The 14,633-nt window shown below is 64.2% G+C and carries 15 protein-coding genes; 7 read left to right on the forward strand and 8 right to left on the reverse strand.

What is annotated here, in order from left to right; all coding sequences use genetic code 11:
* Nucleotides 1-3: 3 nt before the first annotated feature.
* Nucleotides 4-798 carry an SRPBCC family protein gene (locus HNE04_RS08585; RefSeq protein WP_328700292.1) on the forward strand — a complete coding sequence of 265 codons (795 nt, stop codon included), beginning with the start codon at nucleotides 4-6 and terminating at the stop codon, nucleotides 796-798.
* Nucleotides 799-809: 11 nt separating this feature from the next.
* On the opposite strand, the gene HNE04_RS08590 is transcribed toward HNE04_RS08585, so the two are convergent.
* A complete protein-coding gene (locus HNE04_RS08590) occupies nucleotides 810-1,211 on the reverse strand; it encodes a nuclear transport factor 2 family protein (RefSeq protein ID WP_172218112.1) in 402 nt (133 codons plus the stop codon).
* 127 nt (nucleotides 1,212-1,338) lie between these two features.
* Between HNE04_RS08590 and HNE04_RS08595 the strand changes: the two genes are divergently transcribed.
* Both HNE04_RS08595 and HNE04_RS08600 read left to right on the forward strand, forming a co-directional pair.
* On the forward strand, nucleotides 1,339-1,713 hold the full coding sequence (locus tag HNE04_RS08595; RefSeq protein ID WP_207717486.1) for a bleomycin resistance protein: 375 nt from the start codon (nucleotides 1,339-1,341) through the stop codon (nucleotides 1,711-1,713).
* A 22-nt stretch (nucleotides 1,714-1,735) separates the two neighbouring features.
* Nucleotides 1,736-3,085 carry a YncE family protein gene (locus tag HNE04_RS08600; RefSeq protein ID WP_172218113.1) on the forward strand — a complete coding sequence of 450 codons (1,350 nt, stop codon included), beginning with the start codon at nucleotides 1,736-1,738 and terminating at the stop codon, nucleotides 3,083-3,085.
* Here HNE04_RS08600 and mltB read toward each other — a convergent pair.
* From mltB to HNE04_RS08620, 4 genes are read right to left on the reverse strand one after another with little or no spacing between them, the layout of a single operon-like run.
* Nucleotides 3,082-4,185 carry a lytic murein transglycosylase B gene (mltB, locus tag HNE04_RS08605; RefSeq protein WP_407926592.1) on the reverse strand — a complete coding sequence of 368 codons (1,104 nt, stop codon included), beginning with the start codon at nucleotides 4,183-4,185 and terminating at the stop codon, nucleotides 3,082-3,084. The genes HNE04_RS08600 and mltB overlap by 4 nt on opposite strands.
* Nucleotides 4,182-6,185: a transglutaminase family protein gene (locus tag HNE04_RS08610; RefSeq protein WP_172218114.1), complete on the reverse strand. Its 2,004-nt coding sequence runs from the start codon at nucleotides 6,183-6,185 to the stop codon at nucleotides 4,182-4,184. The genes mltB and HNE04_RS08610 overlap by 4 nt, the downstream gene beginning before the upstream one ends.
* Nucleotides 6,179-7,156, reverse strand: a complete 978-nt coding sequence (locus HNE04_RS08615; protein WP_172218141.1) for a DUF58 domain-containing protein — start codon at nucleotides 7,154-7,156, stop codon at nucleotides 6,179-6,181. The genes HNE04_RS08610 and HNE04_RS08615 overlap by 7 nt, the downstream gene beginning before the upstream one ends.
* A gap of 5 nt (nucleotides 7,157-7,161) precedes the next feature.
* Nucleotides 7,162-8,082 carry an AAA family ATPase gene (locus tag HNE04_RS08620; protein ID WP_172218115.1) on the reverse strand — a complete coding sequence of 307 codons (921 nt, stop codon included), beginning with the start codon at nucleotides 8,080-8,082 and terminating at the stop codon, nucleotides 7,162-7,164.
* Between the two features lie 42 nt (nucleotides 8,083-8,124).
* On the opposite strand from HNE04_RS08620, the gene HNE04_RS08625 reads away from it, so the two are divergent.
* The 3 genes from HNE04_RS08625 to HNE04_RS08635 are packed head-to-tail and all read left to right on the forward strand — an operon-like array spanning nucleotide 8,125 to nucleotide 11,139.
* Entirely contained in the window at nucleotides 8,125-9,078 is a 954-nt protein-coding gene (locus tag HNE04_RS08625; protein WP_172218116.1) for a histone deacetylase family protein, read from the forward strand.
* Between the two features lie 2 nt (nucleotides 9,079-9,080).
* Nucleotides 9,081-9,857, forward strand: a complete 777-nt coding sequence (locus HNE04_RS08630) for an enoyl-CoA hydratase (RefSeq protein ID WP_407926593.1) — start codon at nucleotides 9,081-9,083, stop codon at nucleotides 9,855-9,857.
* A gap of 4 nt (nucleotides 9,858-9,861) precedes the next feature.
* The gene (locus HNE04_RS08635; RefSeq protein ID WP_172218118.1) at nucleotides 9,862-11,139 is read left to right on the forward strand and encodes a mechanosensitive ion channel family protein; all 1,278 of its coding nucleotides are present in this window, start codon (nucleotides 9,862-9,864) and stop codon (nucleotides 11,137-11,139) included.
* Here the strand turns inward: HNE04_RS08635 and HNE04_RS08640 are convergent.
* From HNE04_RS08640 to HNE04_RS08650, 3 genes are all read right to left on the reverse strand, one after another.
* Complete coding sequence (locus HNE04_RS08640) at nucleotides 11,108-12,400, reverse strand: TRAP transporter large permease (RefSeq protein WP_172218119.1); 1,293 nt, start codon at nucleotides 12,398-12,400, stop codon at nucleotides 11,108-11,110. The two genes, HNE04_RS08635 and HNE04_RS08640, sit on opposite strands and share 32 nt — an antisense overlap.
* On the reverse strand, nucleotides 12,397-12,882 hold the full coding sequence (locus tag HNE04_RS08645; protein ID WP_235964868.1) for a TRAP transporter small permease: 486 nt from the start codon (nucleotides 12,880-12,882) through the stop codon (nucleotides 12,397-12,399). The genes HNE04_RS08640 and HNE04_RS08645 overlap by 4 nt, the downstream gene beginning before the upstream one ends.
* An 82-nt stretch (nucleotides 12,883-12,964) precedes the next feature.
* On the reverse strand, nucleotides 12,965-13,978 hold the full coding sequence (locus tag HNE04_RS08650) for a TRAP transporter substrate-binding protein (RefSeq protein WP_172218120.1): 1,014 nt from the start codon (nucleotides 13,976-13,978) through the stop codon (nucleotides 12,965-12,967).
* Nucleotides 13,979-14,274: 296 nt separating this feature from the next.
* Here HNE04_RS08650 and HNE04_RS08655 point away from each other — a divergent pair.
* On the forward strand, nucleotides 14,275-14,633 hold a 359-nt coding region (locus tag HNE04_RS08655; RefSeq protein WP_172218121.1), incomplete at its 3' end, for an electron transfer flavoprotein subunit beta/FixA family protein.

Consider the following 14,633-nt stretch of genomic DNA (forward strand, 5'->3'; position numbering starts at 1 on the left):
AACGTGTACGAGCCCAAAGTCCATCCACCAATCCCTCACGCCCGGTTCGTCAGGCGGGTGCTGCTCCACTTCGCAGTCGCATTCGCCTTGCTACTCGCCTCGCTTCTCTTCGGAATCGCAGGCTACATCTATTTCGAGCACCTGCCGTGGCGAGACGCCTTCTTGAATGCCGCCATGCTCCTGGGCGGAATGGGACCTGTAGACGCGCCACGAACAGATGGAGGCAAGTTGTTTGCCGGCCTGTATGCGCTCTACGCAGGATTGGTATTCCTGGTCATGGCCGGTCTGGCCATCGCGCCGGTTGCACATCGGGTTCTGCACAAGTTCCACTGGGAGCGCGACAGCGGCTCCGGTTCCGGTCCCACAGCTGGCCGCGAGTTCGTCCATTCGCGGCTCATCGACGCACCTCGGGAGCGCGTCTTTCGCGCGTTCGCCGATCCTGTTCACCTGGCGCGCTGGTGGGGACCGAGCGGCTTCTCAAGCACCTTCGAGGTGTTCGAGTTTTGCCGGGACGGAAAATGGCGTTTCGTGATGCATGGGCCCGACGGAACCAGTTACCCGAACGAGAGCGTGTTTCGCGAAGTAGTCGCTCCGGAGCGCATCGTGTTCGAGCACCTCTCCGAGGGGCACCACTTTGTCATGACCATCACATTTGCAGCTCGAGGGAACCAGACCCTGGTCGGCTGGCGGCAGGTCTTCGACACCGCGGCTCATCGGGAGCGTATTGCGGCGTTCGTAGTGGAGGCGAACGAGCAGAATCTCGATCGCCTCGCCGCCGAAGTTCGCAACGTCACGTAGCCGGGAAGCGTTCAGTGCGCCGCGTGCTTTGCTTCGGCAGGCGTCTCGGTGTGCATGACACATTGCCAGCGCGCGCCGTTCTGGACCCACGTAGACGTGTCATTCATTTCCTGCGCCGTGCTCTCGCCTTTGCCCCGGGGTGCGACTCCCTGCTTGACGTGGTACGTCAGGATTGCCGTCGTTTCGTTGGGGAAGACGACCTCCATGTCGCTGAGTTCAAAAGATTTCAGAACCATGGAACCTTGCTCGGCCATCTTCCGGTAGCCGGCGTGGTCGAACTTCATTGCCCCGTGCGAACTGACCATGAGTGCGGGCTCGCTTAGCATCTCCAGGGCTGCATCGGTATCCTGGTCGACCATTGACTGCCAGAACTTCGTTTCAAGGTCGATCAGTGTCTTGCTTGGTGTTGGCATTTGACTCTCCTATGATCATGTTGTCATCGTGCTACCTATTGATTCACATGTCATCGGACGAGGTTTTTTTTGGCGGTAGGGCTGCTCCTACGCGGTAAATGAGACCGAACCATTCAATGTCAAAAACGTGAGCAGCACTTTGAGCCAAACAGTTATTCCGCAGCTCAGGATCACGAGCGCGCGTGACAGCCTGCCGTTCTACCTGCAAGGCCTGGGCTTCGTGATCGATTGGCAGCACCAGTTCGAGCCAGGTTCCCCCTTGTTCCTGCAACTCACGCGTGCTTGTCAAACCATCTTTCTCACCGAACACACCGGGGACTGCCAAGTGGGCGGCGCTGTATATTTCATCGTCCCGGATGTCGACGATTGCTACCGCGACTTCACTGCTCGCGGCTTTGCGAAAACGGCGCCACCCGCGGATACGTCCTGGGGGTCACGGGAAATGGTCATCGTCGATCCTGATGGGAACCGGTTGCGGTTCGCTACCCATGTTGCCGCCTAACTGACCGGACAATGCGAGCGACGTGATCGCGCTGAACAAGAAGGCCAATATCCTGCTCGACAACGTCGTTCCGGTGCTCGACCTGACCCCGTGGTCCGGCTGTGGCGTCCCGCCACGAACCTTCGCTTGCGCCAGGACTCCAACGAATCCGGACACTTTCCGTGGTGGGAGAGCGAAGATGACCAAGAAAACCGGGTTCGTGATCTTGCTTGCAGTGGTGTTGGCCCTGGCCGCGTGTACCAGCGCTCCGAGCGGCGACGTGAGGCCGGGGGCGCGAGCAGCTCCAGCGTACGAAGTCTGGGCGGTCGATCAGAACGCCGATACCCTGTATGTCCTGGACCCCGAGGGCAAGACCCTGCGCACCATCGACGGGGCCACGCTGGGTGCGGTCAAGCGGCCCCACATGCTATGGGGTGTGCCTAAAGACGAGTACGTGTACAGCGCCAACACCGTATCCAATTCGATCACGGTGTTGGGCAGCAAGGACGGCACGGTGAAAACGGTCATCAACACGATCGGGAAATCGCCGCACGCCGCCCAGCCGAATCCGAAGCAGCCCGAGCGTATCTACGTCGCCAATATTGGCCCCCAGGAGGTCAAGGATGGCCGGCCTGACCGCGGTGAAACCATCACGGAGCTGGTGCGCAGCGCCGGGCCCAAGTGGGAGATTGGCCGCTTCCTCGATCTGAAAGCGGTGCCGGGTCTGGCCGACTCGGCCCTCTATCCCAGCCGCCGCCCGGTCTGTTTCGGTTTTTCGCAGGATGGCCGGTACATGCTGACCACGCTCTTCAATGGTGGCCTGGCGGTGGTTGACCTGCAGACATGGAGCGTGAGCAAGAGCTGGGGGAAGAACGCCATCGCCGAGCACGGGTGTGGCTTCGCCCTGTCGCCCTCGGGCGAGGAGATGTACGTCACCGCCGGTGGCATGCACTCGTCCTGGCTCTATGTGTTCAATGTGAAAAGCGAACCGCAGTTGCTTGCCAGCCATGACCTGACGAAGTGGGGGCAGGACGCCCACGGGGCCGTGGTCGATCCAGCCCGCAACACACTGTGGGTTGTCCACCGCGTGAGCAGCAACGTAACCTTGCACCCGCTCAATACGATTCGCCAGCCGATTCAGCAGCCGCCGGCTGCGATTGGTTTTGTCGGAAAGACTCCGGATCTCATCGTGCTGTCACCGGATAACCGCCGGGCCTATGTCACTCTGCGCGGGCCCAAGCCGGCTCCGACGATGCCCCACGCTACCGTGGGCGAAACCCCCGGGGTCGGCATCATCGACGTGGCCAGCCGCAAGTTGTTGACGGTGGTCAAGTTGGGCGACCAGGCTGCAGGGGACTTTCATGGGATCTTCATCCCTGCCACGCAGCGTTAGCGCCCGGCGCTAACTGCAGATTGGCTCGCGGCCATCGCCTGCTTCACTTCTCGGCCGAGTTCGATCACGGCCATCGCGTAGTAGCTGGACCAGTTGTAGCGCGTAATCACGTAGAAGTTCTCCGTGCCCGCGAGGTATTGGGGTTCGGCATCGCCATTCTGCAGCTCGACGAGTGCCAGCGGGCCCTTGTGCTCCAAAGCCGCACCCTCCAGCACGGCGCCCTTGGCAGTGAAGCTTTCCACGCTGAAGGTAGGCAGGATGTCCGGGACGAGCAACCCCTCCTTGTCGAGCTTGGTGCTGTCGAAACTCACGGGGTAGTGGGTCGGCATACCTGGCTGCCAGCCATAGCTCTTGAAGTAGTTGGCCACGGAGCCGATCGCATCGGCGGGGCTGCGGGTGAGGTCCACCCGGCCATCGCCGTCGAAATCCACCGCCCATTTCATCCAGCTGCTGGGCATGAATTGGGGCATGCCCATGGCCCCTGCATAGCTGCCCAGCGGTGAGAGCGGATCGCCGCCCAGCTGGCTTTGCATCACCAGGAAATTCTCCAGCTCGCCGCGAAAGTATTCGCTGCGCTCGGCTGCTCGCGGATGCACTTGAGGAAAATTGAAAGACAGCGTCGCCAGCGCATCGATGACTCGAAAGGTTCCCGTCTGCTGGCCGTAGATGGTTTCCACACCGATGATGCCCACGATCATCTCGGCCGGCACGCCGTACTCCTTCTCGGCGCGTTCCAGTGTGGCCTGGTTGTCCTGCCAGAACTTGAGGCCGGCACCGATGCGTATGGGATCGATGAAGCGGCTGCGGTACACGCGCCAGTTCTTGGGCGTTCCGGGGGGTGCAGGCTGCATCAGCCGGACCACGGTCGGCAGGAGCTGCGCCCGGCCGACCGCCTCGCGCACCCAATCGCGGTCCAGGCCGCGTTTCTGGGCGACCTCATCGGCCCAACGCATGGCGTCCTCATTGCCGGCGTAAGGGGTGCCCCGTTGGCCGTTGCGCTCGGCTGAGCTGACTTTCCTGGTTTTTTGCGCAGCTGCGGGCAGGGAAGCGGCGCCGGCCGCGAGGAACAGGATGGCGATGAGGAGGAGTCGGGAAGTCACAGGGGCCAGGCAAGTTGTTTGAATTCGCGCTGCAGAGTTTTCAGGCTCACCGCCGGGTTGCGGGCGTAGCGCTGAGTTTCCAGCTTCAGCAGCCAGTCTGCCAGCCCGGAAGCGCGTTCCCCGAAACGTGTTGTGACAGCCGTCGCGATTTGACGTGGGGGAGCCGCCGGTGGCAGCTCGATTCCGGCCCCGTCCAGGCGCTTGCGCACACGGTTGAGCAACCTCAGCCACGGATCGTGCTGGCTTTGCTCCCACAAAGTCCAGGCGGCACCACACATGGCGACTGTTACAAGCAGCATCAGAAGGACGAAGCTCAGGTCTTCCCAGCCGGGCGTTTCGAAGCCGAGGCTGCGCAGCAGATCGAGTTGCTTGCTCTGGCTGTAGTTCAGCACCCACTGGTTCCAGCTGTTGTTCAGCGCTTCCCAGGCCGAGCGCAGGCGCACGGCCATGTCGGGCGAGACACTGCCGAACAAGGCCGTTTCGATCACGCCGCGCGGGGCTTGCAAGCGCTGGAAAGCACCGGTGCGCCCGGGCGCCACGGCCGAGGTGGGGTCCACCCGCACCCAGCCCTGGCCGGCCAGCCACACTTCGGCCCAGGCGTGGGCATCGCTCTGCCGCACCACCCAGAACCCATCAACGGAATTTCGCTCGCCGCCCTGATAGCCCGTGACGATGCGGGCGGGAATGTTCATGGCGCGCATCAGGATCACGAATGCCGACGCAATGTGCTCGCAAAAGCCTTCCCTGCGATCGAACCAGAATTCGTCCGCGGTGTGCTGGCCATAGACGCCGGGCTCCAGCGTGTACTGGTAGTTGCCCGTGCGCAGCCGGTCCATCGCGGCCTGTATCAGCAGCGGCGGCCCGCCGGCGGCCAGCCGCGGATCGCGCCGCAACTCGGCTGCCAGCGCGAAGGTGCGAGGATTGAAGCCGGGCGGCAGCTCGAGGTATTCGGGCGGCACCGCCGCCAAGGCGCTGCGCGGCCCGTGGCGGAAGATGGGATAGCTCTCGGCGCTGTAACGCAGCAGGTCCGTCACGGGACGGTTGGCCACCCAGAGCAGCTCGCTGGTCATCACGGCTTCGACGCCGGGGATTGCAGGCGCTTGCGCCGCAGCGTCCAGGACCAGCAGCCAAGGCCGGTTGTTGGGCTCCAGCGTTACTTCGTAACGCATCGGCTGGCCCATCACCTGCAGTTGTGCGCCGACGGCAGTGGACCGTGAGCCCGACCGGAGCCGGAGCGCGCGCCACTCGCGGCCGTCGAAAGTGGATAGGACCGGCCCTCGAAAATAGAGATCGCTCTGCGGCGGGACGGGGCCTTCGAACTTCACCCGCATGGCGATGCCTTCGTCCAGCACCAGGCTGGCGATGTTGCCCACCTGCATGTTGGCCGACAGGCCGCTGCGCCCGCTCATCGCATCGCTGGGGATGCCCCACAGCGGCGAAAAGCGCGGAAACAGCACGAAAAGCACCATCATGATCGGCGCGCCCAGGAGCGCCATCCAGCCGGCGGTGCGCGCCGCCTGCAGCAAGGGGGGCTTGCCAACGGGCATGTGGGCATTGACCAGGGCGGTGAGCAGGCCCAACAGGGCCACCAGCATGGCTGCGGCCGTGAGTAGAGACTGCGAGAAAAAGAAGTTCGTGAGCATCGTGAAGAAGCCCAGGAAGAAGATGACGAAGATGTCGCGGCGGGCACGCAGCTCCAGCGTCTTGAGCGCCAGCAGCAGGACGATGAGCGTGACGCCCGCATCGCGCCCGAGGACCGTGCGATGGGTTGCCACGGTAGCGACCAGGCTCAGAGCCAGCAGGCCGAAGACCCACCACCCACCCGGCAGCGGTCTGGAGGTCACCGCCAGCCAGCCCCGCCACACCAGCACGCATGCCGTAAGCGCCGTGCACCACAGCGGCAGGTTGCCCACCTGGGGCAGGACGATCCAGCCCACGACCGCCAACAGGAACAGCGTGTCGCGGCTGTCGCGGGGCAGGGCGTTGAGGCGGTTCAGCATAAGGCCAGGGCCTCCAGGCAGCGCCGCTTATGTGCCTCGCCGCTTGCAGGGCTGATCTCCTGTCCGGGCACCCGCAACCCATAGTCCAGCCCCAGCCGGTCGGCTTGCAACACCCACGCCGCCAGGCGCGAGAGCTTGCGCTCCACGTCGAGTTGGCCGGCCTGCGAGAAATCCAGCCACAGCTCATAGCGCTGCGCCTGCTGCATGTCGCGGCTGACAAGTTCGTCGGCCTTGGCGGCCTTTTTCCAGACCACCAGCTTGAGCGGGTCGCCTCGCCGGTAGGCGCGCACGCCATCGAATTCACCGGTGTTCTGCAGCCGGGCGGTCGCGGCCCCGCCGGCGCGCGGCTCCCCCGGAGGCAAGGGCGGCGGGATCGACTCGGGAGCCGGATAGACCAGTACTTGCGCGGCCGGCCGCCACACGGTCCAGACCCGGAAGGTGCCGAGCGGGAAACGGGTTTCGGCGGTGAGCGGGGGCACGCGATGCAAACCGCGGCGGGCCGGCTTGAAAGCCACGCTCACGATGCTCTGGCCCAGAGCCGGAACATCGGCCCACGCCCAGCGGTCGTGCTGGGTGGCCTCGAGCACCGCCAGGCCGATACCGTGCCGAACAGAGGCCCGGTTGTTGGTCAACACGATGGAGATGGTGGCGCTGGCGCCTGCGAACTGCGCGGCCGGCGCCAGCAGATTCATCCGCAAGCCGCGCAATGTGGCGTGGCACAGGTGCATGCTCACCACCCCGGCGCCGGCCAGCAGGAACGTCAGCAGGTAACCGAGGTTGAGCTGGTAGTTGATGGAGCCCACCAGCAACACGAGCAGGGTGGCACCGAGCATGAAGCCCGGTCGCGTGGGCAGGATGTAGACGTTGCGCTGGGTCAGCGTGGTGGTGTCGGAAAGCGGCAACCGTGCCTGCCACCATTTGCGAAAGTGGTGGCGAGCGAAGGAGATGGGATTGAGGGCCGCGGCATCCATGGCGCTCAAGGCAGTGGCACTGCCTCCATCATGGCGCGCACCTGCTCTATGGGGCCGCGGCCGGCATCGCCCACGGGAATCATGCGGTGCGCAACCGTCTGCGGCAAGATGGCCTGCACATCGTCGGGGGCCACGTAGTCCCGGCCGCTCATCAGGGCCTGGGCCTTCGCCGCTCTGACAACGGCGATGCCGGCGCGCGGGGACAGGCCCTGCAGGAACCAGCGGCCCGAGCGCGTGGCGGCGACCAAGTCCTGCACATAGCTGAGCAACGGCTCGGCCGCGTGGACCTGCAACACCTTCTGCTGCAGAAGATGCAAGTCCATCGGTGTGAGCGTGGCGTGCAGCGACTCGACCATCCCGCGGCGGTCGGCGCCATTGAGCAGTTCACGCTCGGCGGCGCGGTCGGGGTAGCCCAGCGAAATGCGCATCAAAAAACGGTCCAGCTGCGATTCGGGCAGGGCGAAAGTGCCCAGCTGGTCGTGCGGGTTCTGCGTGGCGATCACGAAGAAAGGCGAGGGCAGGGCCCGGGTTGCCCCTTCGACGGTGACCTGCTTTTCCTCCATGGCCTCCAGCAGTGCGCTCTGGGTCTTGGGGCTGGCCCGGTTGATCTCGTCGGCCAGCAGGATCTGGGCGAACACCGGACCCGGGTGGAAGATGAATGCTTCCTTGCCGCGTTCGTAAACGGAGACGCCCGACAGATCGCTGGGCATCAGGTCGGCGGTGAACTGCACCCGCGAAAAGTGCAGGCCGAACGAGCGCGCCAGCGCATGGGCCAGGGTGGTTTTGCCGACGCCGGGAACGTCCTCGATCAGCAGGTGCCCACCTGCCAGCAGGCAGGCGACGCAGTCCTGGACCTGGGCGGGTTTTCCGACAATCACCGTGTTAAGCTGGTCCAGGAGCGCTCTGAGTTTTTGTTGTGCTTCCATGGCAGAACGTTATCCGAAATCGCGCACCGATGAGCATTGCACGTGAATAAAACCGGGTATTTCACGCACCCCGATTGCAGGAAACACGAAATGGGGCCGGGCCATCCCGAATGCCCCGAGCGGCTGGACGCGATCGACGACCGGCTGCTGGTCACCGGCATCGGCGATGCGCTGGACCGCCGCGAGGCGCCCCTGGCCTCGGTCAAGGACATCGAACTGGCCCACGAAAAAATGCACGTGGCCGCCATGCGCGGGGTCGGCCAGGAGCTGGCCGATGACATTGCCGCCGGCGGCCGCGGCTACGCCCAGATCGACCCCGATACCGTGATGAACGTCCATACCTGGAACGCCTCGCTGCGGGCTGCGGGGGCGGTGCTGGCGGCGACCGACGCCGTGATGGCGGGCGAGCTGGAAAATGCATTTTGCGCGGTGCGGCCGCCCGGCCACCACGCCTGCCGCGACCATGCCATGGGTTTCTGCTTTTTCAACAACGTGGCCGTGGGTGCCAGGTACGCGCTCGATCGCCATGGCCTGAAGCGCGTGGCGATCGTCGATTTCGACGTGCATCACGGCAATGGCACTGAAGACATCCTCGCGGGTGACGAGCGGGTGCTGATGGTGAGCTTTTTCCAGCATCCCTTCTACCCATTTACCGGCGCCGGGGCGCACGCCGCCAACATGGTCAACCTGCCTGTGCCGGCCTACACACGGGGCATGGCCGTTCGCGAGCTGATCGAGCAGGTTTGGATGCCCCGGCTGGACGCTTTCAAACCCGAGATGATTTTCATCAGCGCCGGTTTCGACGCCCACCGCGAGGACGACCTGGGCCAGATGGGCCTGGTCGAGCAGGACTACGCCTGGATCACCTCGCGCGTCAAAGACATCGCCAAAAAACACGCCAAGGGCCGCATCGTGTCCTCGTTGGAAGGCGGCTACAACCTCGACGCGCTGGGGCGCAGCGTCGAGGCCCATATTCGCGTCCTTGCCGATCTATGACCATGAACGACCCAGCACTCATCGAGAAACGCGACGCGCGGGGCGCTGTCACGCTCACCATGAATCGCCCGCAGAACTTCAATGCCCTCAGCGAGGAGATGCTGGCCGCGTTGCAAGCGGCGTTGGACCGGCTGGCGCAGGACGAATCCGTGCGGGTGGTGGTGCTGGGCGCGGCGGGCAAGGCCTTTTGCCCCGGCCACAACCTGAAGGAAATGATCGCCGAGCCGGCGCTTGATTACTACCAGCGGCTGTTCGCTCAATGCAGCCGCATGATGCTGAGCATCCAGAAACTGCCGGTGCCCGTCATCGCGCGGGTGCAGGGCATCGCCACCGCTGCGGGCTGCCAGCTGGTGGCGCAATGCGACCTGGCCGTCGCCTCGACCGACGCCAGCTTTGCGGTCAGCGGCGTCAACTTCGGCCTGTTCTGCGCCACGCCCAGCGTGCCGCTGCTGCGCAACATCGCGCCCAAGCAGGCCATGGAAATGCTGGTCACCGGTGACTTCATCAGCGCGCAGCAGGCGCTGGAGCGCGGGCTGGTCAATCGGGTCGTGGCGGCCGACCAATTGGATGCGGAGATCGAAAAACTGGTCGCCAGCATCCTGCAGAAGCCGCGCGTGGCCATCGCGATGGGCAAGGAGCTGTTCTACCGCCAGCGCGAAATGGGGATAGAGGCGGCCTACCAGCTGGCCGGCCAGACCATGGCCGTGAACATGATGGATCATTGCGCCCAGGAGGGCGTCACCGCGTTCACCGAAAAACGCAAGCCTTCCTGGAACTGACTTCATGACCGAAATCGACAAGCTGGTCCAGGGACTGGGCCATCCGGGATTGCCGTTGGAGTTCGCCGTACTGTTGGGCTGCCTGGCGGTGGCCTTCGGCGTGTGCTGGCTGACCGGGCGCAAGCAGCCGCCCGACTCTGTCTGGTATGGGCGCGCCATCATCGACGGCCTGCTGTTTCCGCTGCTGGCGCTGGTGCTCACCTATAGCGCCAAGCTGGTCCTGGGCCTGAGCCAGCCGGTGGCGCTGCTCAAGGTGGCCGTGCCCGTCCTGGTTTCCCTGGCGGGAATCCGGTTCCTGGCCCGCGTGTTCACGGTGGTGTTCCCCCAGTCGCGGGTGGCACGCCTGGTCGAGCGCCTGTTCTCCTGGCTGGCCTGGATCGCCGCGGTGCTCTGGATCGTGGGCCTGCTGCCGGCGGTGATGGCCGAGATGGACGCCATCCAATTCGCATTCGGCAAGTCCAAGATCAGCCTGCTCAGCGTGGTCCAGGGGGTGCTGTCGTCCGGTGTGGTGCTGGTGATGGCCTTGTGGATTTCGGCCGCGATCGAGAAGCGGGTTCTGAACCGGACGCTGGACGACCTGTCGCTGCGCAAGGTCGCGGCCAATGTCATCCGCTCGGCCTTGCTGCTGGTGGGCCTGCTGTTCGCGCTGTCGGCGGTGGGCGTGGATCTCACCGCGCTGTCGGTGCTGGGCGGCGCCATCGGCGTCGGCCTGGGCTTCGGCCTGCAGAAGCTCGCCGCCAACTACGTCAGCGGCTTCGTGATCCTGTTCGAACGCTCCATCCGCATCGGCGACACGGTCAAGGTGGATGGGTTCGAGGGCGTCGTCACCGACATCAAGACCCGCTACACGCTGATCCGCGGAGGCAACGGGCGTGAAGCCGTGATCCCGAACGAGAAAATGATCACCGAGCGGGTGGAGAACCTTTCACTGGCGGACACCCGCGTCCAGCTCACCAGCGACGTGACTGTCGGCTACGAGAGCGACCCCGACCAGGTCCAGCAAATCCTCTGCGGCGCGGCGCTGGCGTGCGAAGCTGTGCTGAAGGAGCCGCAGCCCGTGGCGCATTTGGCCAAGCTCGGCGCGGACGGGCTCGAATTCAGCCTGCACTACTGGATCGACCATCTCGCCAATCCGCAGCCCACCGTGCGTTCGATGGTCAACCTGGGCTTGCTCAGGGGATTGCGCGCTGCGGATATCGACATTCCGTATCCGCAGCGGGTGGTGCACCTGAAGCAGGATCCGCAGGGCCCTACTTCATCAGCGACGGCAACCAAAGGCTGAGCTGCGGGAAGGCGATCAGGAGGCCCAGCATGAAGATCATGATGAGCACGAAGGGCCAGCAGCCGCGGAAGATCTGCCGCAGGCCAACTTCCGGCAACAGGGCGTTGATGACGAACAGGTTCATGCCCACCGGCGGCGAGATCAGCCCGATCTGCACGATCATCACGATCAGCACACCGAACCAGACCGGATCGAACCCCAGCCCCGTAACGATGGGGAAGAACAGCGGAATGGTGAGGAGCACCATGGTCAGTTCTTCCATCACGGTGCCGAGCACGACATAGATCAGCATCATCGCTGCGATGACCATGGTCGGCGACAGGCCGAGGTGGGTGATCCATTCCTTGAGGTCATTCGGCATCGTCGTGAAGTTGACGAAGTTGGCGAAGATAGTGGCCGCGATCAGCAGCGTGAACAGCATGGCCGTTGTGCGGGCCGACTCGACCAGCACCTGGTAGAGGATGGTCCAGGTCAGGCGCCCGCGCGCCAGGGCGAACAAGAAGGCGCCCGCGGCCCCGAACCCTGCGCCTTCGGTCGCCGTGAACAGGCCGCCATAGATGCCGCCCAGCACCACCACGACCAACAGCGCCACGCCCCAGATGCCACGCAGCGCGCGCCAGCGGTCGGGCCAGGAGGTGTGCTCGCCCGGCGGCGCATGTTCCGGGTCGCGCGAAGTGATCACGGAAATTCCGAGCATCAGCGCCAGCGCCGTGAGCAGGCCCGGGATCACCCCGGCCGCGAACAACTTGGCGATGCTGGTTTCGGTGATGATGCCGTAGATGACCATGATGGTCGACGGCGGGATCATGATGCCCAGCGTGCCGCCCGCGGCCATCACGCCGGTGGAGAGCGACGCGCTGTAACCCAGCTTGCGCATGGAGGGATAGGCCACCTTGCTCATGGTGGCCGCCGTGGCGATGGACGAGCCGCAGATGGCACCGAAGCCCGCGCAGGCCGCCACCGTGGCATGTGCCAGGCCGCCGCGCAGATGGCCGATGAATGCGTAGGCGGCCTGGAACAGTTCGTGGGCGAGCCCGGCGCGCGCAACGAAGTTGCCCATCAGGATGAACAGCGGGATCACCGACAACGTGTAGGCGAAGCCGGTCTCGTACACCACCTGCGCGGCGCTGGCCAGCGCCGGATGCAGCCCGCGGGTGAGGGCGATGCCGCCAAAGCCGACCAGCCCCATGGCGAACGCCAGCGGCATGCGCAGAAGCGCAAGCGAAAAGATGGCGACAAAGCCAAGCAGCGCCTCGATCACAGGGCGGCTCCTTCGCCTTCGGCGAGTTCGGCTGGCGGCGTGCCGGCCAGCACCAGGTGCACCAGGCCGGTAAAGCCGCACAACAGGCCCATGCCATAGATGAAGGGCGCCTTAAGGATCTTCAGCTGCGCGGTGGTCTCGCCGGTTTCCAGGAACTGGTTGCCGGTTTCCCACATGAGCCAGCCCAGGGCCAGCAACACGACAGCGCAGATGACGTTGACGAGGGCCGACTGCGCACGCAGCGCCCAGTGGGGCAGGTAGTGATCCAGCGAATTGAAGGCGACATGCTCGCCGCGCTCCGACACCAGTGGCAGCGCAGCGAATATCACCACGACCATCAGCAGTTCGGTCAGTTCCAGCGAGCCCGGGATCGAGTTGCTGGCGAACTTGCGGCCCAGCACGTCGAAAAAGGTCAGGACCATGATGGCGAACAGGGCGCCGCCGGCAAGCAGGCCGCAAAGGAATTCGAGCAGCTTCTTCAAATCTTGTTCTCTTTCTTGGCGCGCATGTAGAAACGCGGCACCCCATTGTCGGAGAGTGCCGCGTGGGCCGCCAGGGGCGGGATTACTTTTCGGCCTTGGCGATTTCCAAGCGGAACTCGGCCAGCACTTTCGCCGCGTTCTTCAGGCCCTTGGCTTCCGCGTCCTTCACCCATTTTTCTTCGAGGGGGCTGGTTTTGGCCCTGACGTCGGCCACGAACTTGGGATCGGCCTTGACCATCTGCACGCCATTGGCCTGCATCAAGGCGATGCCGCGGCGGTCCACCTTGTCCCAGTTGCGGCCCATGATGCGCGCGGCGTTGTCACCCGATACGGCATCGACGGCCTTCTTCTCGTCGGGGCTGAGCTTGTCGTACCTGGCTTGGTTCATCAGGAAGATGAAGCTGGTGTTGTACAGCCCGCCGGGAAAGAAGGTGGCGTGCTTGATGATCTTGTCGATCTTGAAGGACTCGGTGGACTCGGCGGGGAACAGCGTGCCGTCCATGACGCCACCCGATAGCAACTCGTAGGAATCCGGGGCCGGCTTGAGCGTGACGTTCATGCCGAGGGTCTTGGCGATCTCGTTGACCATGCCGCCGCCGACGCGGAACTTCAGGCCGCTCAGGTCCTCGACCTTCGTGATCGGGCGCTTGGTGTTGAAAACGATGCCGGGACCATGGGTGAAGTACGCCAGGACCTTGACGCCCTGGTGCTCGGCGGCGAATTGCGGGTACTTCGTCGCGACCTTGTTGAAGGCCACCGAAATCGGCTCGGCCGTATTGCCTAGGAAGGGGAGCTCAGCCATCTGGGTGTAAAGGAAACGCCCGGGGGTATAGCCGTGCACGGTGAACGACACGTCGGCCAGGCCGTTCTTGATGGCGTCGAGCGTGCCCGGAGGCGCGGCGACGCCGCGCGGCAGGATGTTGCACTTCATCTTGCCCGAGGTGTTCTTCTCGAGCATGTCGCACCATTCCTTCTGGGCGATGCTCAGCGAATGGGTGGGCGGCAGCCAGCTCGACACCGTGAGCACGGTCTGGGCGGCAACAGGCCCTGCCAGCAGCGCGGCAGCCGCAGCCAGGGGGAACGCGAAACGTTTCATTCAGAAGGCTCCTTAATGGGTTGTGGTGGACTGTAAGCCTGCACCGCGGCATGAACGGTCCAGACTTACCCGAATTCGCCGACCATGTGGTCGGCGAATTGTCTTGCTGCCGACACCTTTTTGAGCTGATCACCTAAACGGGCAGAATGGCCCGCCTATAATCGAAAAAACGAACGACCGTTCTTTTTTGAAAGTGCCGCGTCTTTGTCGCTCAGACGAAAATGGCTTGGTGCACCGCCGCATAGAATTCCAGTTTACGTAAACGTCAATTCGCATAACTCTTTGGAGCCACAAGCATGAAGGTCCTGGTACCGGTCAAACGGGTGGTCGACTTCAACGTGAAAGTTCGGGTCAAGTCGGACAACACGGGCGTCGACATCGCCAATGTGAAGATGAGCATGAACCCCTTCGACGAGATCGCCGTCGAAGAGGCCGTGCGCTTGAAGGAGAAGGGCGTGGTCACGGAAGTCATCGCCGTCTCCTGCGGCGTGGCCCAGTGCCAGGAGACCCTGCGCACGGCCATGGCCATCGGCGCCGACCGCGCCATCCTGGTCGAGACCACCGAAGAACTGCAGCCGCTGTCCGTCGCCAAGCTGCTCAAGGCCCTGGTCGACAAGGAACAGCCGGGCCTCGTGATCCTGGGCAAGCAGGCCAT

The sequence above is a fragment of the Caenimonas soli genome (genome assembly GCF_013155545.1).
Classification (GTDB): domain Bacteria; phylum Pseudomonadota; class Gammaproteobacteria; order Burkholderiales; family Burkholderiaceae_C; genus Ramlibacter; species Ramlibacter soli.

Excerpts from the sequence above, each read along its gene's own strand:
- HNE04_RS08590 (WP_172218112.1), bottom strand. The coding sequence starts at position 1,211 with ATGCCAACACCAAGCAAGACACTGATCGACCTTGAAACGAAGTTCTGG.
- HNE04_RS08610 (WP_172218114.1), bottom strand. The coding sequence starts at position 6,185 with ATGCTGAACCGCCTCAACGCCCTGCCCCGCGACAGCCGCGACACGCTG.
- HNE04_RS08615 (WP_172218141.1), bottom strand. The coding sequence starts at position 7,156 with ATGGATGCCGCGGCCCTCAATCCCATCTCCTTCGCTCGCCACCACTTT.
- HNE04_RS08620 (WP_172218115.1), bottom strand. The coding sequence starts at position 8,082 with ATGGAAGCACAACAAAAACTCAGAGCGCTCCTGGACCAGCTTAACACG.
- HNE04_RS08630 (WP_407926593.1), top strand. The coding sequence starts at position 9,081 with ATGAACGACCCAGCACTCATCGAGAAACGCGACGCGCGGGGCGCTGTC.
- HNE04_RS08635 (WP_172218118.1), top strand. The coding sequence starts at position 9,862 with ATGACCGAAATCGACAAGCTGGTCCAGGGACTGGGCCATCCGGGATTG.
- HNE04_RS08650 (WP_172218120.1), bottom strand. The coding sequence starts at position 13,978 with ATGAAACGTTTCGCGTTCCCCCTGGCTGCGGCTGCCGCGCTGCTGGCA.